Genomic DNA, 19,625 nt, shown 5'->3' with positions numbered 1-19,625 from the left:
CCTCCCGGAAAACGAGTGGGGTTATGTCCGGAATTTTCCCTAGTGTGAGAGCTATGACGGTGCAACGAGCGCAGATCGCGGCTGCCCAGGGAAAATCCGCGGCGGCGGCGATCAGCCTTCGCGGCGTGGTGAAGCGCTTCGGCGACTTCACCGCCGTGGACGGGCTCGACCTTGAGGTCCCCACGGGCATGTGCCTGGGGCTGCTGGGCCCGAACGGCGCCGGCAAGTCGACCACCATGAAGATGCTGACCGCGCAGGCGATCGCGACCGAGGGCAGCATCCACGTGCTGGGCTTCCCCATCCCACGGGAGTCCAAGCGCGCGCGGGCCGCGATGGGGGTCGTCCCGCAGCAGGACAACCTCGACGAGGAGCTGACCGCCCGCGAGAACCTGGAGGTGTTCGCGCACCTGTACCGGGTGCCGCGCGGGGCGCGGAAGCAGGCCGTGGACGACGCGCTGGCCCTCGCGCACCTGACCGAGCGGCAGCTGACCAAGGTGGACGACCTGTCCGGCGGCATGCGGCGGCGGCTGCTGATCGCCCGCGGGCTGGTGCACCGGCCCGCGCTCGTCCTGCTGGACGAGCCGACCGTCGGACTCGACCCGCAGGTGCGCGCGGAGCTGTGGGGACTGATCGACGGGCTGCGCGCCGGGGGCACGACCGTGCTCATGTCCACGCACTACATCGAGGAGGCCGAGCGGCTGGCGGACGAGTGCGCGCTGATGTCGCACGGCCGCGTCATCGCCCGCGGGTCGCCGTCGGCGATGGTCGCCGAGTACGCGGGCGACCGGGTCGTCGAGCACTACGGGCCGCCCGACCGGCTGGCGGAGGTGGAGCGGCTGGCCAGGGCGTCCGGGCTGCCGACGCGCCGCACCGGCCCTTCGGTGTCGGTGCTGAAGGCCGAGACGATCTCGCCGTCCCTGGAGGACGACCTGGGCCCGGACGGCGTCCGCCGCGCCGCCAACCTCGAAGACGTGTTCGTCGTGCTGACCGGGGAGCGTGTGGAATGAGCGGAGCCGACCAGTACTTGCGAAGCCCCGTGGGGAGGCAGGAATGACCGCGACGGCGGAGACGACGGTACGGGCGGAGCGGGCGCCGCGGCTGCGGCGGTTCGAGTTCGCGCCGGTGGCGGGCATCTGGCGGCACGAGCTGGCCCTCTACAAGCGGTACTGGAAGTCGCAGTCGTTCGCCTCGATGGTGGAGCCGACTTTCTTCCTGCTCGCCTTCGGCTACGGGTTCGGCTCGATGGTCGCGGTGATCGGGGACTACAAGTACCTGGACTTCGTCGCGACGGGCGTCGTCGGCACGGCCGCGCTGTTCACCTCGGTGTTCCCGGGGATGTTCAACGGCTACATCAGGCGCGTGTTCCAGCACACCTACGACGGGATGCTCGCCACGCCGGTGGACGTCCACGAGCTGGTGACGGCCGAGGCCCTGTGGATCGCGGCCAAGTCGTCGGTGTACTCGTGCACGCCGATCGTCGTGGGGATGTTCTTCGGCCTCGATCCCGCGTTCGGGATGCTGCTGGTGCCGTTCGTGACGTTCTTCACCGCGCTCGGCTTCGGCCTGTTCGGGATGTGGACGTCCTCGGTCGTCCCGTCGATCAACTCGTTCGACTACGTGATCACCGGTGTGGTGACGCCGCTGTTCCTGATCGCGGGGACGTTCTTCCCGATCGAGTCACTGCCGGGCTGGGCGCAGAACGTGTCGTACCTCAACCCGCTCTACCACTGCGTGGAGCTGGTCAGGGACGCGGTCTTCGATCTGGACCCGCTGGCCGACCTGGGTCATCTGGCGGCCCTGTGGGTGTTCGCGGCGCTGATGTGGCTCATCGCCGTCCGCGGGATGCGCAAGCGCCTCATCGACTGACGATTGACCGGACGCCCGCCCGGTCCCTACGCTGACGCGAATCTTCTTCACATTGCGTGCCGCGGAGAGGTGGGGCCGTATGCGTCAGGGCATCACCGTCCGGGACCGCCGGGCCCGGTTCTCGGCGTACGCGGCGTTCGCCGTCCAGGGGCTCTGCTTCGCGTCCCTCGTGACGCAGGTCCCGCAGATGCAGAAGGCGCACCACCTCAGCGACGCCACGCTGTCGCTGGTGCTGCTGATGGTGCCGCTGATCGCGGGGGCGGGCAGCGTCGCGTCCGGCGCGCTGTTCCAGCGGGTCGGCAGCGGGCCGGTGCTGCGCGTCTCCCAGCCCGCGGTCGCCGTCACGATCGCGCTCATCGGCCTGACCGGCGACAACGATCTCGCCCTGTACGTCGCGGTCGCCGCGTTCGGCTTGTTCGTCGGCGCGGTGGACGCCTCCATGAACGCGCAGGCCGTCGCCGTCGAACGCCGCTACGGCGTCAGCCTGATCACCGGCTTCTACGCGGTGTGGAGCGTCGCGGGGATCCTCGGCGGCCTCTGGACGTCCCTCACCAACAAGATCGACCTGTCGCTGTTCACGGGCTTCGCGATCGCCGCCGCCGTCGGGATCGCCGCGTCCCTCGCCACCGGGCGCCGGCTCTACGCCCGCGCGGACGAGGGCGACGGGCCGACCGCCGAGGAGCTGAAGGCCGCCGGACGCAGCGTCCCGTGGCGGCCGATCCTCGTCGTCGGCGCCGCGATGGCCGTCGCCTACCTCGCCGACTCCGCGATCTCCAACTACGGCGCCAAGTACCTGGACGACGAACTGTCCGGCAGCGACTGGATCGCGCCGCTCGGCTACGTCGCGTACCAGGTCGCCATGGTGGTCAGCCGGGCCGTGGCGGACCTCGCCGTCCGCCGGTCGGGCCCCGTGCGGGTCGTGCGGCTCGGCGGCGCGGTCGGCATCGTCGGGATGGCGGGCGTCGTCGCGGCGCCGAACGCGGCCTTCGCCATCGCCGCGTTCGCGATCGCCGGGCTCGGCCTCAGCGTGATCGCGCCCGTGTCCTTCTCCGCCGCCGGTCGGGTCGACCCGACCGGCCTCGGCGTGGCCGTCGCCCGCGTGAACATCTTCAACTACGTCGGCTTCGTCCTGGGCGCGGCCGTCGTCGGCGCCATCGCCCCCCTCAGCGCGGACCACGGCCTGCGCCTGGCGTTCATAGCCCCCACGGCGCTGATCCTCGTCATTTTCGTCACAGCGAGGGGGTTTGAGCCCGTCCCGGTCAAGGGCGCTCGCCCGGACGCGCCCGCCGTGGAACGGCCCGTCGCCTGACGCGTCCCGCAACGCGCCGAGCCCCCGCCCACGCGGGACGCGCGAACGGGGGCCCGGAACGACGAAGGTTCAGGCGTCTTCGAGTGCGGTGACGGCGCGTTCGCCTTCGGCCTGGGCCTGCTCCGGGGTCAGGTCCTGCAGGGCGCGGCTCAGCGCGAGTTCGGCGGCGTCGGCCGCGGCCCGGAGCGTCACGGCGTGCTCCTGCGCCCGTTCGAGGTCGCCCAGGCCGACACAGTCGAAGGCCACCTGCGCGTCGTGGCCAGCCATCTTCAGCTGCCGCGCGGCCTCTTCAAGACTCATGGATCACTCCTACCTCGGGGATGCTGGTCCTACCCCCCAGCACCTTCGGTAACCGCTTGGCCCAGCAGTCGCGCGGCCTTGAGCAGGCGCGGCTCCGGAAGGCTCGCGTACCCGAGGACGAGCGCGGGCACGGCATGGCCCGCGCGTCCCGGCGACCACATGGAGCGGGCGCCCGCGACGCACACGCCGGTCCGCGCGGCGCGGGCCACGACCGCGTCCTCGTCGCATCCCCGGGGAAGTTCCACGTAGAGGTGGATGCCCGCTGAGACGCCGCGAACCACGGCGCCGGGCAGGTGGACGTCCAGCGCCTCGGCCAGCGCGTCCCGCCGGGACCGGTACCGCCGCCGCATGGTGCGCAGATGCCGGTCGTACCCGCCGCCCCTGATCAGCTCGGCGAGGGCGTACTGCTCCAGGACGGGCGCGCCGAGGTCGGTGGTGCCGCGGTGGGCCCGCAGCCGCCCCGCGACGGACGGCGGCGCGACGGCCCAGCCGAGCCGCAGCGCGGGCGCGAGGGACTTGCTCACCGAGCCGAGCAGGACGACGCGGTCCGGGTCGACGCCCTGGAGGCAGCCGACGGGCTCGCGGTCGTAGCGGAACTCGGCGTCGTAGTCGTCCTCCAGGATCAGGCCGTCGACGTCCCGCGCCCAGGCGATCAGCTCGGCGCGGCGGGCCGGGGACAGCACGACGCCGGTCGGGTACTGGTGCGCGGGCGTGACGAGGACGGCCCGCGCCCCGGTGCGGGCGAGCGCGCCGACGTCCAGCCCGTCGGCGTCGACGGGGACGCGGAGCACCCGCAGTCCTGAGGCGTCCAGCATCGGCAGCTGCCGGTCGCTGGTGGGGTCCTCGGCCGCGAGGAGGGTGTGCCCGGCGGAGCGCAGCAGCCGGAGCAGGGCAGACAGCCCCTGCGCCACCCCGTTCATGATCACGACGCGGCCGGGGTCGGCGTGCGCGGCGCGGACCCGGCCGAGGTAGCCGGCCAGCTCGGCGCGCAGCGCGTCCACGCCTGCCGGGTCGGGGTAAGTGAGCGCGTCGTGCGGCAGCGTGCGCAGCGCGGCGCGGGCCGCGGCGATCCAGCGCTCGCGCGGGAAGGCCGACAGGTCCGGTTTGCCCGGCCACAGGTCGTACGGGGGCGGGGGCGCGGGCGCCCGCCTGAGTTCTCGGGTTCGGTCGGGCACGCCGTTCGACGACGCCGCGGGCGGCTCGTCGGGCCGGGCCAGCGGCGCGATGCGGGTGCCGTCGCCGCGCCGCGCGACCAGGAACCCCTCCGCGGTCAGCTGCTCGTAGGCGGCGACGACGACGCCGCGGGAGACGTCCAGGTCGCGCGCCAGGTCGCGGCTCGACGGCAGCCTCGTCCCGGCGGTCAGCCTGCCGGTGCGCACCGCCGTGCGGAATCCGGCGGCGATCTGGGCCGCGAGCCGACCGGCGGACCGGTCGAGCGGCAGATGAAGGTCGGTCACATGACTCTCAGCGTCAACAGGGAGTGCGAACGTCACGGAGAGCGAAATGGTCCAGGTTCGCACCCGGTGATTGGCTCTACAACATGGACCAAGTCAGACCATAGCGTTCCGTCCATGAACACTTCTCACAGGCACGGGATGGCCGGGGCCGGGTCGGCCATGTTCCTGGTCGGGACGCTGACCGCCGTGTCCGCGACCATCGCCGACTATCCCGTGTTCGGCGGGCAGGCGGCGCGGTACACGGTCGCCGCGCTGGTCCTGCTGGCCGTGGTCCGGTTCGCCGGCGGCCCGGCGCGGCGCCCCTCCCTCCGGGACTGGCTCCTGCTGGCGGCGCTGGCGGGGACGGGCCTGGTCGCGTTCAACGTCTGCATCGTCGCGGCCACCCAGGACACCAGCCCGGCCACGATCGGCACGGTGATCGCGACGGTGCCGATCGTGCTGGCGCTGATCGGCCCGCTGCTGGAGGGACGCCGTCCCGCCCCGGCGCTCGTGCTGTCGGCGTGCGTGGTCGCCGCCGGGGCCGCGCTCGCCAACGGGCTCGGCAGCGGGAGCGTCCGGGGGCTGCTGCTGTCGCTGGGCGCGCTCGTCGGCGAGGTGTGCTTCTCGCTGCTGGCCGTCCCGCTGCTGCCCAGGCTCGGCCCGCTGCGCGTCTCGGCCTACTCCGCCGCGCTGGCCGCGCCGATGCTGCTGGCCGTCGGCCTCGCCGTGGACGGCACGGCCGTGCTCCGCACCCCCACGTCCGGCGAGCTGGCGGGCTTCACGTACCTGTCGGTGGTCGTCACCACGATCGCGTTCCTGCTGTGGTACAACGCCATCGGACGACTCGGCGCCGACCGCGCCGGGCTGTTCGCGGGCCTGATCCCGGTCAGCGCGGTGATCACGACGGTGGCGCTCGGCATCGGCCGGCCCGCCCCGGCCGACCTGGCGGGCGCCGCGCTGGTCGCGGCCGGCGTCGTCCTCGGCCTGCGCGCCCGCGTCACGCCCCGCGCCCCCGTCGCCTCCGGCGAGGCCGTCGCCCCCTGTGAACCGGCGCTTCCCTAGCCCGTAACCTGTGATTCCGTAGACACCGCACCCATCGGAATCGCACGAGGATCTGCCTGAGATGCCTGAGTTCTCCTACACCGACCTGCTGCCGCTCGGCCCGGACGAGACCGACTACCGTCTCCTGACCTCCGACGGGGTCTCCACGTTCGAAGCCGGCGGCCGGACGTTCCTCCAGGTCGAGCCGGAGGCTCTGCGGCTGCTCACCGAGACCGCGATGCGCGACATCTCGCACCTGCTGCGTCCCGCGCACCTGGCGCAGCTCCGCCGCATCCTGGACGACCCCGAGGCGTCCCCCAACGACCGCTTCGTGGCCCTGGACCTGCTGAAGAACGCGGGGATCTCGTCCGGCGGCGTCCTGCCCATGTGCCAGGACACCGGGACCGCGATCGTGATGGGCAAGCGCGGCCAGCACGTCCTGACGGACGGGAACGACGAGGAGCACATCTCGCGCGGCGTGTACGACGCGTACACGAAGCTGAACCTGCGCTACTCGCAAATGGCGCCGGTGACGATGTGGGACGAGAAGAACACCGGCAGCAACCTCCCCGCTCAGATCGAGCTGTACGCGGCGCCAGGCGAGGCGTACAAGTTCCTGTTCATGGCCAAGGGCGGCGGCAGCGCGAACAAGTCGTTCCTCTACCAGGAGACGAAGGCCGTCCTGAACCCGAAGCGGATGATGTCCTTCCTGGAGGAGAAGATCCGCTCGCTCGGGACGGCCGCGTGCCCGCCGTACCACCTGGCGATCGTGGTCGGCGGGACGTCCGCCGAGTACGCGCTGAAGACCGCCAAGTACGCGTCCGCCCACTACCTGGACACGCTGCCGAGCGAGGGCTCTCCGCTCGGGCACGGGTTCCGCGACCTGGAGCTGGAGCTCCAGGTGTTCGAGCTGACGCAGCGGCTCGGCATCGGCGCGCAGTTCGGCGGCAAGTACTTCTGCCACGACGTCCGCGTGATCCGGCTGCCGCGGCACGGGGCGTCCTGCCCGGTGGCGATGGCGGTGTCGTGCAGCGCCGACCGGCAGGCCCTCGCCAAGATCACCGCGGACGGCGTGTTCCTGGAGCGCCTGGAGACCGACCCGGCGCAGTACTTGCCCGAAACGACCGACGAGCACCTCGATGATGAGGTCGTCCAAATCGATCTGAACCGTCCGATGGCGGAGATCCGGGCCGAGCTGACCAGGTATCCGGTGAAGACGCGGCTGTCGCTGACCGGGCCGCTGGTCGTGGCGCGCGACATCGCGCACGCCAAGATCAAAGAGCGGCTGGACGCGGGCGAGCCCATGCCGCAGTACATGCGCGACCACGCCGTCTACTACGCGGGCCCGGCCAAGACGCCGGAGGGCTACGCGTCCGGCTCGTTCGGCCCCACCACCGCCGGGCGGATGGACTCCTACGTCGAGGAGTTCCAGGCCGCCGGAGGCTCGCTCGTCATGCTGGCAAAGGGCAACCGGTCCAAGCAGGTCACGGACGCCTGCAAGGAGCACGGCGGCTTCTACCTCGGCTCGATCGGCGGCCCCGCCGCACGCCTCGCCCAGGACTGCATCAAGAAAGTGGACGTCCTGGAGTACCCGGAGCTCGGCATGGAGGCCGTCTGGAAGATCGAGGTCGAGGACTTCCCCGCGTTCATCGTCGTGGACGACAAGGGCGAGGACTTCTTCGCCGACACCACGGGCCCCGTCCTGACCATCGGCAGGCGCTGACCGCCGGCGAACGGCGACGAGCGGCGCGGACGACGACGGACGACAACGGGCGGCGGCGACGCGCTGCGGCGGCGCGGAGGCTTGGCAAGCAGTGCCGAGCGGTGCTGGCGGTCTTGCGGCTGCGTGCCGCTTTCTTGGTGATTCTTGCCAGCAGGTCACATTGCTGGACAAAATCCAGGTTGGTCCCGACGTCTCCCCGATGACCGCCTACCCTCTCCGGTATCTTTTCCGCCATGTCACAGTCAGAGCGCCTCGTTCTCGCGACGCGCTACCGGCTGATCTCGGAGATAGGTCAGGGTGCCAACGGCACCGTGTGGCGAGGGCATGACGAGCTCCTCGACCGTGCCGTGGCGATCAAGGAGCTCCGGCTCCCCGAGGACCTCACCGAGGACGACCGGGTGGTCTTCTACCGTCGTACCCTCCGGGAGGCGCGCGCGCCCGCACAGCTGCGCACGCACTCCATCGTCGAGGTGTACGACGTGGTCATCGAGCAGGGCCGGCCCTGGATCGTGATGGAGATGATCGAGGCGCCGAGCCTCGAACAGCTCATCGAACGCTCGGGCCCGCTGCCGCCCGAGCGGGTCGCGCACATCGGCCGCGCGCTGCTGGAAGCGCTCAGCACCGCGCACAAGGCCGGGATCGTCCACCGCGACCTGAAGCCCAGCAACGTGATCCTGGACGGCGACCGCGTCGTCCTCACCGACTTCGGCCTCGCGTTCTCGACCGGTTCGGCCAGCCTGACGAAGACGGGCCACTTCATGGGCTCGCCCGCGTACGTGGCGCCCGAGGTGGCGGCCGGAGAGAAGGCGACGCCGCGCTCGGACCTGTGGTCGCTCGGCGCGACGCTGTTCGCCGCCCTGGAGGGCCACCCGCCGTTCGAGCGCGAGAACGTGATGGCGACGCTCAGCGCGCTGGCGAACGAGTCGACCCCGTCCCCGCAGAACGCGGGCGTGCTCGGCCCCGTGATCGTCGGGCTGCTGGAGAAGAACCCGACCCGCAGGCTCAGCCACGCCCGCGCGGTCGACCGGTTGGAACGCGCCGTCGCCGGGCCCCGGTCGGGACGCCACGCGCACACGCCCCGCTACCGGCTGATGGTCGTGATCGGGTTGATCGGCGCGACCGTCGCGTCCTGCGGGATCGGCGCCACCGCGCTGATCGTCGGCATGATGCGGGAGAGCCCGGGGCCGTCCCCGAGCGAGTCGTCGTCGAGCCCGGCGGGCGGCGGGGAGGACGCGCCGCCCGGCATCGAGTCCAGCACGCTGGTCGTCCGCGCCCGCAACACCGGCTGCAGGATCTTCGTGTCGGTCCCGGGCGGCGCCGTGCTCAGCGACGAGACCCTGCGGGTGAGCGAGGCCCGCCAGTACGGCCAGCCGCGCCTCAACGCGGTCATCTACGACGCGTCCGCCTGCGACGTCTGGGTCAACGGCCTGCGGAAGCCCCTCGGTTCCCCCGGCGAGCGCAGGAACTACACGCTCAACAAGGAGTGACACGCCCCACCCCGGGGAATGCGGGAGCCACCCGCCTGGCTGCCATGAGTGGCGGCCAGGGACGCGCACGGGAGGCTTTGATGGGCGAGCAGGAGTTCCGGGTCGAGCACGACTCGATGGGCGAGGTCCGCGTGCCGGCGGCGGCGAAGTGGCGGGCGCAGACGCAGCGCGCGGTGGAGAACTTCCCGATCTCGGGACGGCCCCTTGAGGCCGCGCACATCGCCGCGCTGGGCCAGATCAAGGCTGCGGCGGCGACGGTGAACGCCGAGCTCGGGGTGCTCGACGACGACCTCGCCCGCGCGATCGCCGCCGCCGCCCGCGAGGTCGCGGACGGCCGCTGGGACGACCATTTCCCCATCGACGTGTTCCAGACCGGGTCCGGGACGTCGTCGAACATGAACGCCAACGAGGTCGTGGCGACGCTGGCGGAGGAGCGGCTCGGACGGCCCGTCCATCCGAACGACCATGTGAACGCGTCGCAGTCGTCGAACGACGTGTTCCCTTCCTCCATCCACATCGCGGCCACGGGCGCCGTCCTGAACGACCTGATCCCCGCGCTGCGCCATCTGCGGGACGCGCTCGACCGCAAGTCCCGCGAGTTCGCGACGGTGGTGAAGTCGGGCCGCACCCACCTGATGGACGCGACGCCCGTGACGCTCGGGCAGGAGTTCGGCGGGTACGCGGCGCAGGTCGGGCACGGGGTGGAGCGGCTGGAGGCCGTCCTGCCGCGGCTGGCGGAGCTGCCCCTGGGCGGGACCGCGGTCGGCACCGGCATCAACACCCCGGACGGCTTCGGCGGCCGCGTCATCGCCGAGATCGCGCGGGTCACGGGTCTGCCGCTGACGGAGGCCCGCGACCACTTCGAGGCGCAGGGCGCGCGGGACGGCCTGGTCGAGGCGAGCGGCGCGCTCCGCACCGTCGCGGTCAGCCTCACCAAGATCGTCAACGATCTGCGCTGGATGGGCTCGGGCCCGCGCGCCGGGCTCGCCGAGATCCGGCTGCCCGACCTGCAGCCCGGCTCGTCGATCATGCCGGGGAAGGTGAACCCGGTGATCCCGGAGGCGGTCGCGCAGGTCGCGGCGCAGGTCATCGGGAACGACGCGGCGGTCGCGTTCGGCGGCGCGTCCGGCAGCTTCGAGCTGAACGTGATGCTGCCGATGCTGGCCCGCAACGTGCTGGAGTCGATCACCCTGCTGGCGAACGCGTCGCGGCTGCTCGCCGACCGCTGCGTCGACGGCATCGAGGCCGACGCCGACCGGATGCGCGAGTACGCCGAGTCGTCGCCGTCGATCGTGACGCCGCTCAACCGCTACATCGGGTACGAGGAGGCGGCGAAGGTCGCCAAGCAGGCGCTCAGGGAACGCAGGACCATCCGCGAGGTGGTCCTGGAACGCGGCTACGTGGCGGACGGGAAGCTGACCGCCGAGCAGCTCGACGCGGCCCTCGACGTCCTCGGAATGACAGGCACGACGAGCACGGCGGACGCGACGGGCACGTCGGACGAGTCCCAGGAACCCCGCTGAGCGCCTGGGACGCGTCCAGACGGATCAGTACCAGCCCGCCGACTGGAAGTGCGACCAGCCGCCGCACGGCGTGTCGTAGCGGTTCTTGATGTAGCCGAGGCCCCACTTGATCTGCGTGGTGGCGTTGTTGCGCCAGTCGGGCCCGGCGCTGGCCATCTTGTCGCCGGGCAGCGCCTGCGGGATGCCGTACGCGCCGGACGGGTTGGCGGCGTGGGTGTTCCAGCCGCTCTCCCTGTCCCACAGCTTCACCAGGCAGCCGAACTGGCCGGAGCCGCTGAACCCGAAGCTCGGCATCAGCCGCTTGGCGATGCGCTGCGCCTCGCCCGCCGGGACCGGGTCGCCGATCGGGCCGCCGCCACCGCCGCCGCCGCCGTCCTCGTCCGGCTTCTTGGTCGGGACGGGCTTGCCCTTCGGGAGCAGGGACGGGCCCTTACCCGCGTCCTCGCGCGCCGCACGGGACGCGCGTTCGAGGGCCAGCTTGCGCCGCTGCTCCTCCAGGACCTTCGGGTCGACCTTCGGCGCGGCGTCGGCCAGCTGCCTGGTCGGCTTGACGGTCGCGTCGTCGCCGCCGCCGGAACCGCCGGTCAGCGCGAGCGCGGCGGCCGCGCCGCCGCCGATCACCACCGCGGCGCCCGCGGCGACGGCCACGATCCGCATCCCGTTGCGCTTGCCCGCGCCGCCCCGGGGGCCGCCGGACGCGATCTCGTCGCGGTTCCGCTCGGCGGAGAAGCCGGTGCGGAGCGGCTCGGCCGGAAGGGCCTGGAAGCCGAGCGTGTCACCGGCGGGCTCGGCGACCTGGGTGCGGGCGGTGCCGGCGACCTTCACATCGTCCTCGTGCGGCGCCGGCGCCGGACCGGACGCGCCGGTCGGACCGGACGCGCCGGGCTCAGCGGGCGGCGTGGCGAACGCGCCGGTGGCCTGGATCGGGATCTGGGGGGCCGGGGCAAGAGGAGCCGCGGGCGACCACGGCTCCGGAGAGTCAAAGTTCTGTCGTTCGTCTCGCCTAGGGGACCCTGGACGGTCTCCGTACAAGGCGGTCCTTCCGACGGTCGCACGCGCATGGACACGCGTCCGAGCTGCTTCACCCCTGGTCCGTCCGGCCGCGTGGAGGTTCCGGCGGCCCCGGACCCGGGCCGGCGCCGTGCCCGTCGCGCGTGTCGTGAAGGGGACGCGCTCCCGGTCCGGCACCGTTCGGGGGTGCTTACGGGGAGACACAATGCCCGAGGCCGAGGGTTGCTCCGCAACCGAAACGAGACGAAAGCTGCGGCTGGGACGCTTGTCAACTCCCCGGACGAAACGCCGAAACCGCGACAGGACCAGGGGATCCCGGCCCCCGGACGAGGTCATGTGACCTTCCTCACAGGTCCACGGTCCGGTGTTTAACGATCACGTTCCGTAGAGCCATTCCTGGGGTGCCGACGAAACGCGCGAACCCCGGCGGCCGCGCACAGCGTACCGCCGGGGTTCACCTGTCCCAGGCGACCTCAGGTGACCCCAGGTGACCTCAGGGGTCTCCAGGACGGGCCCTGTCAGCCGCCGACGTCGCCGAGCATGTCGGTCACCAGCGCGGCGATCGGCGAGCGCTCCGACCGCGTCAGCGTCACGTGCGCGAACAGCGGATGCCCCTTGAGCTTCTCCACCACCGCCGCGACGCCGTCGTGCCGTCCGACCCGCAGGTTGTCGCGCTGCGCCACGTCGTGCGTCAGGACGACCCGTGAGCCCGCGCCGATCCGCGACAGCACGGTCAGCAGGACGCCGCGCTCCAGCGACTGCGCCTCGTCCACGATCACGAACGCGTCGTGCAGCGACCGGCCGCGAATGTGGGTGAGCGGCAGGACCTCCAACATGTCACGGTCCACGACCTCGTCGATGACGTCCGGGGTCGTCACCGCCGACAGGGTGTCGTAGACGGCCTGCGCCCACGGCGACATCTTCTCGTTCTCCGAGCCGGGCAGGTAGCCGAGCTCCTGGCCGCCGACCGCGTACAGCGGGCGGAACACCACGACCTTGCGGTGCTGCCGCCGCTCCATCACGGCCTCCAGGCCCGCGCACAGCGCGAGCGCCGACTTGCCGGTGCCCGCGCGGCCGCCGAGCGAGACGATGCCGACGTTGTCGTCCATCAGCAGGTCGAGCGCGATCCGCTGCTCGGCGGACCGGCCGCGCAGCCCGAACACCTCCCGGTCGCCGCGCACCAGCCGCACGGACTTGTCCGGCTGCGTCCGGCCGAGGGCCGAGCCGCGCTCCGACAGCAGCCGCAGCCCCGTGTGGCAGGGCAGGTCCCTGGCCTCCTCGATGTCCGCGGTCCCCGACTCGTAGAGGTCCTCGACGTCCCCGGCCGGGACCTCCAGCTCCCGCATGCCGGTCCAGCCCGACTCCACGACCGCCAGCTCCGCCCGGTACTCCTCGGCGGTGAGGCCGACCGCGGACGCCTTCACCCGCATCGGGAGGTCCTTGGAGACCAGGACGACGTCGTGCCCCTCGTGCGCGAGCCACGCCGCCACCGACAGGATGCGGGTGTCGTTGTCGCCGAGCCGGAAACCGTCCGGCAGCACGCTCGGGTCGGCGTGGTTCAGCTCGACGCGGAGCGTGCCGCCCTGGTCGCCGAGCGGGCCGTCCACGGACACGGGCTCGTCCAGGCGGCCGTGCAGCAGGCGCAGGTCGTCCAGCTCGCGCAGGGCCTGCCGGGCGAAGTATCCGAGCTCGGGGTGGTGACGCTTGGCCTCAAGCTCGGAGATGACGACGATGGGGAGTACGACCTCGTGCTCGGCGAACCGGGTCAGCGCCCCCGGGTCGGCGAGCAGGACGCTGGTGTCGAGGACGTACGTGCGCCGATCCGGGACGGAGTTCGTCCCGGAAGGGTTCCCGGACGGGCCGGGACGGCGCGCGGAGGTTGTGGCCACTCGATCTCCCTGATGATGGGGAACCTTCCGGTGAACATCTCTCACCCGGCCTGCCCGCACAGGCGTGACCTGCACGGATCTGTCGAGGAGAAGTGCTCGGTGGCGCGCCGGTCCGCCGCGCTGGCGGTGGGGGCCGTGGAGTGACCGTCAGGTACCGTAGCGCCGGTGCCGCGCGGCGTAGGAACGCATGGCCCGGAGGAAGTCGACCTTGCGGAAGTCCGGCCAGTGGACCTCGCAGAAGTGGAACTCCGAGTGGGCGCTCTGCCAGAGCATGAAGCCGGAGAGACGCTGTTCCCCCGAGGTGCGGATGACCAGGTCCGGATCCGGCTGACCGCGCGTGTAGAGATGCTCCGCGATGTGCTCCACGTCGAGGATCTCGGCGAGTTCCTCGATGCTGGTGCCCCGGCTCGCCTGCTCGATGAGCAGTGAGCGCACCGCATCAGCGATCTCACGCCTACCCCCATACCCAACCGCGACGTTCACAATCAGGCCGGGTGCGTCCGATGTGGCCTCACCCGCATCTTTCAGGACACGTGCGGTCTTATCGGGCAGCAGGTCGAGGGCGCCGACGGGCTTGACGTGCCAGCCGTCGGAGGCGAGCTGCCGGACGGTGTTCTCGATGATCTCCAGCAGCGGGGCCAGCTCGACGGCCGGGCGGTTCAGGTTGTCGGTGGACAGCAGCCACAGCGTGACGTGCTCCACGCCCGCCTCCGCGCTCCATTGCAGCAGCTCGGAGATCTTCTGCGCGCCGGCCTGGTGCCCGGTGTTGACGTCGGCGAGGCCCATCGACCTGGCCCAGCGGCGGTTGCCGTCCAGGATCACGCCAACGTGCCGCGGGGTGACGTCCTTCGGGAGCGACGCCTCGACCCGGTGCTCGTACATCCGGTAGACGGCGTCGCGGAAGGCCGCGTACGGGCCGCTGCCGCGGACGGCGGAGCTCAGCCGTCCACCGGCGTTCCGCATGCCGCGCGGCATGCGCTTGCGCGGCTCCTCCGTACGCCGAACCCCCATATGGGCTTCCCTTCGAGCGGCCGTCCCTGGCGGGAGAACGCTCAATTATGGCCCGACGGCGCTGGTTATCTAGCCGTTCCCGTCATGTCATGCTAATTCGTGGAACGGTCCGGACTGGCCGTTCGGCCTGCTCCGGCCCGTCCGGCGCCGGCGGACGGCCCTCCGCGCCCCCCGGGACCGGCGGCGCGCCCGTGAAAGGGCGGCCCCCCACGCCCCCCGGAACCGATTTGGCGGCCTCGGCGAGCAGCTCGGCGAGGAATCGGGCGAGCTCGGCGGAGGTGAGCACGGCGCGGACGCCGCGCCCGCTCGCGCCCCACGCCTCGATGACGGCCCGCCGCGCGATCCGCCACCGTCCGGCCGCGGACTGCTGCCGTCCGACCCACATGGAGGACGTCCGCAGCGCGCAGCGCAGCTCGCCGGTGCTCATCACGTCGCCGCGATCACGGTAGCGGAACGCGAACAGCTCGGGCTCGCGGGCCCCGCCGCCGGTGGACGGCTCCGGGAACCGGTCGTCGGGGTCGGCCCAGCGGGCGGCCTGCGGGGACCCGTCCGCCCTCGCCGCCGCCACCCGGACGGCGAGGTCGGCCAGGAAGTACCCGCACCGCTCCCCCACCGCGCCGAACGAGTCGCCGTCGCGCCACAGCTCCAGCGTGACCTCGAACGGGTTGCCGCCGCGGTCGAGCGAGGCGACCGGCACCACGGCGAGGTCGGAGCCGTCCAGGCAGCGCAGCCCGTGCACCACCCGACCACCACCCCTCCCCGCCGACTCGCTTGGAACGCACATTAGGCGAGGTCAGCACCATGATCACACCCAGTGATCATTGAGATCGGGTAATGAAGCCGGCCGGGCCCCGCCCCCGCGCTGGGGTCCGGCGCCGGGCTCAGGCCTGGGGGCCGGCGGCGCGGGCGCGTTCGACGTGCTGCAGCGCGGAGCGCAGCTCGGACAGCCATTCGTCGGTGTTCTTGCCGACGAGCCGCACGCACCAGGCGAGCGCGTCGCTGCGGCTGCGGGCGACGCCGGCCTCGACGAGGGTGTCGAGGACGCGGCGTTCGGGCTGCCGGAGCCGGGTCATGACGGGCACCGACAGGGTGGTGAACATCTCCCGCTCGCCGCCGCACTCGACGCCCCAGGAGACCTTGTGGCCGAAGCGCCGCTCGGCCTCCCGCGCGATGCCGATGCGCCGCTCGCGCGTCTCCTCGCGGAAGCGCTGGATGTGACCGGCGATCGCCCCGGCCCGCTCCGCCTCGGACGCCTCCGTCGCGTCGGCGGCGGCCGCCGGATCGGGGAGGCGGCCGACGACGCTCACCTCCTCGCGGTCGAGGACGACGTCCGGCGGCCCCTCGAACCAGTCGTCGGGAAGCCGTCCGGAGAACCAGCCGCGGAGCTGCTCAGCCGCTTCACTCGTACTCATGTAATCAAAATTACAACGCTTCGTCCGCAAGCGCCAGCCTTTGGGACGAGTGCATGGGTGCATGGCTCAGCGCATGAAGCTCAGCGCGTGTGGGTTCAGCGTGTGGGGTTCAGCGTGTGGGGTTCAGCGGGCGAGGGAGTTGGCGAGCTTGGGGCTCACCCGGACGGCGCCGCGCATGTTCCGGGTGTAGACGTTCTGGACCTGCACCACGGTGCCCCTCCGCGGAGCGGCCAGCATCTTGCCCTCGCCGAGGTAGAGCGCAATGTGCGAGATGTAGCCGGGCGCGGTCGGGTCGTTGGCCCAGATGAGCATGTCGCCCGGCTTCGCCTTGCCGTAGGGGACGACCCAGCCGACGCGGGCCTGGTCGGCGGCGACGCGCGGAAGCCTGATGCCGGCCTTGGCGAAGGCGTACTGCATGAGGCCGGAGCAGTCGTAGCCGCGCTCCGCCTCGGACTCGCCGCCCCACACGTACGGCCAGCCGAGCCGGGTGTACGCGGCCTTGATCACCGTCCGCACCTGGCTGGCCGTCATGACCTGGCCGTTGGGCACCTTGCCCGTCTCCGGGTAGTCGATCTCCGGGTTGACGGCGACGGCCTTGGCGTTCTTCGGCAGCACCTTGCGGAGCTTCTTGATGAACGTCTTCGGCTCGGTCTTCGGGACGCTGATCAGCATCGCGTTGCCGGTCGGCATGCCGAGGGCCTGGGCGGTGGCGTGCGAGACGACCGCGTCGACGTCGCCGATGCCCATCGTCGCGTACGCGCCGACGCGCAGCGGCGACTGGGCCCGCCTGCCGCCGACGGGAACCTGGCTGCCGAGCTTCACGCCGCCGTCGTTGCCCATCGTGAAGGAGATCGCGACGTCGCCGGCGGCCACGTTGCGCCACAGCGCGTCCGACTTGGCGGTGGGCTTCGGCGTGTAGTTCCGGAACGTGGACGGGTCGACGCCCATCAGCCCGACCCGCTTGCCGGCGACCATGCCCTGGACGGCGTCCACGACCTCGACGCCCGTCACGTTCTTGGCGCCGCGGACCTTCGAGACCAGCTCGGGCGGGAGGGTGGACGGCGCCGCGACCAGGACGTGCGGGGTGAGCCGCCTGCCCTGCGGCGCGACGGCGGAGGGCGAGAGCCCGGTGCTGCCGGACGCGGCCACGAACCGGGCGCGCCGCTCGCCGTCCGCGGCCGGCGCGGGAGCGTCACCGCCGCGCGCCGCCAGGACGGCGACGTTCGCGGCGAGGGTCGTCAGCACTGAAACGCCGATGATCGTCGGTAGGACCCGGCGGCTCGGCTTTCCCACTGCCACACTCCTCGAAGATCGCCCTGTTCGACGGTCGCGCTGTGTTCGCGCTCTATTCGCGCTGTATGAAGGTCGCAACGTTTGAGGGTCGCGCTGTGATCCCGCGACCGACTATGGCGCAGTCGGCCGGGCACCGTCCAGATACCCGCCGGGTCGCCGCCGACCCTCGTTCGCAAAGCCTCATTGGGTCAGCCTCGTCCCTGCTACTCAGTGGTAACACCAAGCGGGAACGAGATCAAGGTCACGCTGCCACAAAATGGACTTTTCGTCCAATTGCCCACGTCAGCCCGGATGCCCGGACACCGGGACCGGACGGCGTCAGCCCGCTTGGTCGCGGAGTTCGCGGGTCAGGTCGGCCGGGGACGTCACGGGCCGCCGGCAGACGAACCCCCGGCACACGTACGCGGCCGGGACCTCGTCCACCAGGCCGCGCCCCTCCAGCAGCGGGACGCCCTCCGCGTCCGGCGGGCCGACGCTGACCACCGCGCCCGGCGCGACCGCCATCAGCGCGGTGCGGTGCAGCGACCGGGTCCGCTCGTCGTCCGGGTCGCCGATCACCGCGATCTCCACCGGGCCCGCCGCCCGCGCCTCCGCCACGGCCAGGCCCCAGCCGGCGAACCTGGCGTGCTTGCCGGCGAGCGTCCCGGCGGGCGCGAGCGCCGCCTCCGCGGACTGCCGGTGCCAGTCCGACGCGGTGAGCGCCGCGAACGACAGCAGCGCGCCCGCGGCGGCGAACTGGCCCGAGGGCGCGGCGTTGTCCGTCGGGTCCTGCGGACGGCGGAACAGCCGCTCCGCGTCGTCGGCGGTGTCGTAGAACCCGCCGGATCCGTCTCCGAACCGTTCAAGGACGGTGTTCAGCAGTTCACCGGCCAGCCGCACATGCCGCGCGTCTCCCGTGACGGCGTGCAGGGCGAGCAGGCCCTCGGCGACGTCCGCGTAGTCCTCCAGGACACCGGCGTTCGAGCCCGGCGCCCCGGCACGCGACGTCCGCACCAGGCGCCCTTCACGCAGGTGCACGTCGACCAGCAGCCGCGCCACCTCCTCGGCCGCCCGGACGAGATCCGGCCGCTCGAACAGCGCACCGCACTCGGCCAGTGCCGCGATGGCCAGCCCGTTCCAGGCCGCCACGACCTTGTCGTCCCGCGCAGGGGGAATCCTGTGCGCGCGCGCCGCCAGCAACGTCGTTCGCACACGCTCATACCGTTCGGGGTCGTCGGGGTCACTTAGAAGCTGCAGAACCGACGTTCCGTGTTCGAACGTCCCCGTCACGTCGAACAGACCCTCGGCGAACGCACCGTCGTCGCCGCCGAGGACCTCACGCAGTTGGGCGGGCGTCCACACGTAGTACTTGCCCTCTACGCCTTCGCTGTCGGCGTCCAGTGCGGAGGCTAGGCCGCCTTCGTCCGTCCGCAGGTCGCGGAGCATCCAGTCACACGTCTCCAGGGCCACGCGCCGGGCGAACGGCGTCCTGGTCAGCCGCCACCAGTGCGCGTAGACCCGCGCCAGCAGCGCGTTGTCGTAGAGCATCTTCTCGAAGTGCGGGACGATCCATTGCTCGTCGACCGAGTACCGGGCGAACCCGCCGCCGAGCTGGTCGTACATTCCGCCCCGCGCCATCGCCTCCATGGTGTGCGCGGCCATGGCGAGCGCCTCGTCGTCGCCCGTCCGCGCGTGGTGGCGCAGCAGGAACTCCAGCGCCATCGACGGCGGGAACTTCGGCGCGCCGCCGAACCCGCCGCGCGCCGCGTCGTACGACGCCGCCAGCACCTTCACCGCGTGCGCGAGCATCTCGTCGCCGGGCGCCCGCGTTCCCGCGAGCCCGGACCCCCGCGACGTGAGCGCCTCGACGACCTGCCGTCCCTGCCCGACGACGTCGTCGCGCTGCTCCGTCCACGCCTTGTGGACGGCCTGCAGCAACGCCCGGAACTGCGCCCGCGGGAAATACGTCCCGCAGTAGAACGGATGCCCGTCCGGGGTCATGAACACCGTCATCGGCCACCCGCCCTGGCCCGTCATGGCCTGGGTCGCCTCCATGTAGACGGCGTCGATGTCCGGCCGCTCCTCCCGGTCCACCTTGATGTTCACGAACAGCTCGTTCATGATCCGCGCGGTCTCGCCGTCCTCGAACGACTCGTGCGCCATCACATGACACCAATGACAGGCCGCATATCCGATGGACAGGAGGACGGGGACGTCTCGCCGCCGCGCCTCGGCGAACGCCTCGTCGCTCCACTCCCACCAGTCGGCCGGGTTGCCGGCGTGCTGCAGCAGGTACGGGCTCGTCGCGTCCTTGAGGCGGTTCATGCCATCGATCCTGCCCGATC

At 72.0% G+C, this 19,625-nt stretch carries 16 protein-coding genes; 7 read left to right on the top strand and 9 right to left on the bottom strand.

All coding sequences use genetic code 11. From position 1 onward, the window contains the following. Positions 1-53: 53 nt before the first annotated feature. The 3 genes from ACH34T_RS17930 (at position 54) to ACH34T_RS17920 (ending at position 3,175) form a co-directional block, all read left to right on the top strand. Entirely contained in the window at positions 54-1,007 is a 954-nt protein-coding gene (locus ACH34T_RS17930) for an ABC transporter ATP-binding protein (protein ID WP_395993265.1), read from the top strand. A 43-nt stretch (positions 1,008-1,050) separates the two neighbouring features. After that, positions 1,051-1,866 (top strand): ABC transporter permease, encoded by an 816-nt coding sequence (locus ACH34T_RS17925; RefSeq protein WP_395993264.1) that lies wholly within the window; start codon positions 1,051-1,053, stop codon positions 1,864-1,866. A 79-nt stretch (positions 1,867-1,945) separates the two neighbouring features. Then, on the top strand, positions 1,946-3,175 hold the full coding sequence (locus ACH34T_RS17920; RefSeq protein WP_395993263.1) for an MFS transporter: 1,230 nt from the start codon (positions 1,946-1,948) through the stop codon (positions 3,173-3,175). 69 nt (positions 3,176-3,244) lie between these two features. Here ACH34T_RS17920 and ACH34T_RS17915 read toward each other — a convergent pair whose 3' ends face one another. Both ACH34T_RS17915 and ACH34T_RS17910 read right to left on the bottom strand, forming a co-directional pair. After that, a complete protein-coding gene (locus ACH34T_RS17915; RefSeq protein WP_395993262.1) occupies positions 3,245-3,475 on the bottom strand; it encodes a hypothetical protein in 231 nt (76 codons plus the stop codon). Between the two features lie 29 nt (positions 3,476-3,504). Beyond that, positions 3,505-4,932, bottom strand: a complete 1,428-nt coding sequence (locus ACH34T_RS17910) for a PLP-dependent aminotransferase family protein (RefSeq protein ID WP_395993261.1) — start codon at positions 4,930-4,932, stop codon at positions 3,505-3,507. 114 nt (positions 4,933-5,046) lie between these two features. On the opposite strand from ACH34T_RS17910, the gene ACH34T_RS17905 reads away from it, so the two are divergent. The 4 genes from ACH34T_RS17905 to ACH34T_RS17890 all read left to right on the top strand — a co-directional run bounded on the left by ACH34T_RS17905 (position 5,047) and on the right by ACH34T_RS17890 (position 10,685). After that, entirely contained in the window at positions 5,047-5,973 is a 927-nt protein-coding gene (locus ACH34T_RS17905) for a DMT family transporter (protein ID WP_395993260.1), read from the top strand. A 61-nt stretch (positions 5,974-6,034) separates the two neighbouring features. Continuing rightward, on the top strand, positions 6,035-7,675 hold the full coding sequence (locus ACH34T_RS17900) for a fumarate hydratase (RefSeq protein ID WP_395993259.1): 1,641 nt from the start codon (positions 6,035-6,037) through the stop codon (positions 7,673-7,675). Between the two features lie 233 nt (positions 7,676-7,908). Then, positions 7,909-9,162: a serine/threonine-protein kinase gene (locus tag ACH34T_RS17895; RefSeq protein ID WP_395993258.1), complete on the top strand. Its 1,254-nt coding sequence runs from the start codon at positions 7,909-7,911 to the stop codon at positions 9,160-9,162. 80 nt (positions 9,163-9,242) lie between these two features. Beyond that, a complete protein-coding gene (locus ACH34T_RS17890; protein ID WP_395993257.1) occupies positions 9,243-10,685 on the top strand; it encodes a class II fumarate hydratase in 1,443 nt (480 codons plus the stop codon). Positions 10,686-10,709: 24 nt separating this feature from the next. Here ACH34T_RS17890 and ACH34T_RS17885 read toward each other — a convergent pair whose 3' ends face one another. From ACH34T_RS17885 to ACH34T_RS17855, 7 genes are all read right to left on the bottom strand, one after another. Beyond that, positions 10,710-11,510: a lytic transglycosylase domain-containing protein gene (locus ACH34T_RS17885; protein WP_395993256.1), complete on the bottom strand. Its 801-nt coding sequence runs from the start codon at positions 11,508-11,510 to the stop codon at positions 10,710-10,712. Positions 11,511-12,214: 704 nt separating this feature from the next. Beyond that, positions 12,215-13,585, bottom strand: coding sequence for a PhoH family protein (locus tag ACH34T_RS17880; RefSeq protein ID WP_395993255.1), 1,371 nt, complete (start codon positions 13,583-13,585; stop codon positions 12,215-12,217). A 147-nt stretch (positions 13,586-13,732) separates the two neighbouring features. After that, positions 13,733-14,548, bottom strand: a complete 816-nt coding sequence (locus ACH34T_RS17875) for an isoprenyl transferase (RefSeq protein WP_395993290.1) — start codon at positions 14,546-14,548, stop codon at positions 13,733-13,735. A 130-nt stretch (positions 14,549-14,678) separates the two neighbouring features. Further along, entirely contained in the window at positions 14,679-15,338 is a 660-nt protein-coding gene (locus ACH34T_RS17870; protein WP_395993254.1) for a hypothetical protein, read from the bottom strand. A 139-nt stretch (positions 15,339-15,477) separates the two neighbouring features. Beyond that, a complete protein-coding gene (locus ACH34T_RS17865; protein ID WP_395993253.1) occupies positions 15,478-16,008 on the bottom strand; it encodes a hypothetical protein in 531 nt (176 codons plus the stop codon). Positions 16,009-16,131: 123 nt separating this feature from the next. Then, entirely contained in the window at positions 16,132-17,301 is a 1,170-nt protein-coding gene (locus ACH34T_RS17860; protein ID WP_395993252.1) for a C40 family peptidase, read from the bottom strand. Between the two features lie 318 nt (positions 17,302-17,619). Beyond that, positions 17,620-19,605 carry a thioredoxin domain-containing protein gene (locus tag ACH34T_RS17855; protein ID WP_395993251.1) on the bottom strand — a complete coding sequence of 662 codons (1,986 nt, stop codon included), beginning with the start codon at positions 19,603-19,605 and terminating at the stop codon, positions 17,620-17,622. Between the last annotated feature and the right edge of the window lie 20 nt (positions 19,606-19,625).

This window comes from Actinomadura sp. 9N215 (assembly GCF_044326345.1).
Lineage (GTDB): Bacteria > Actinomycetota > Actinomycetes > Streptosporangiales > Streptosporangiaceae > Spirillospora.
This window is presented reverse-complemented; position numbering and strand designations above follow the sequence as displayed.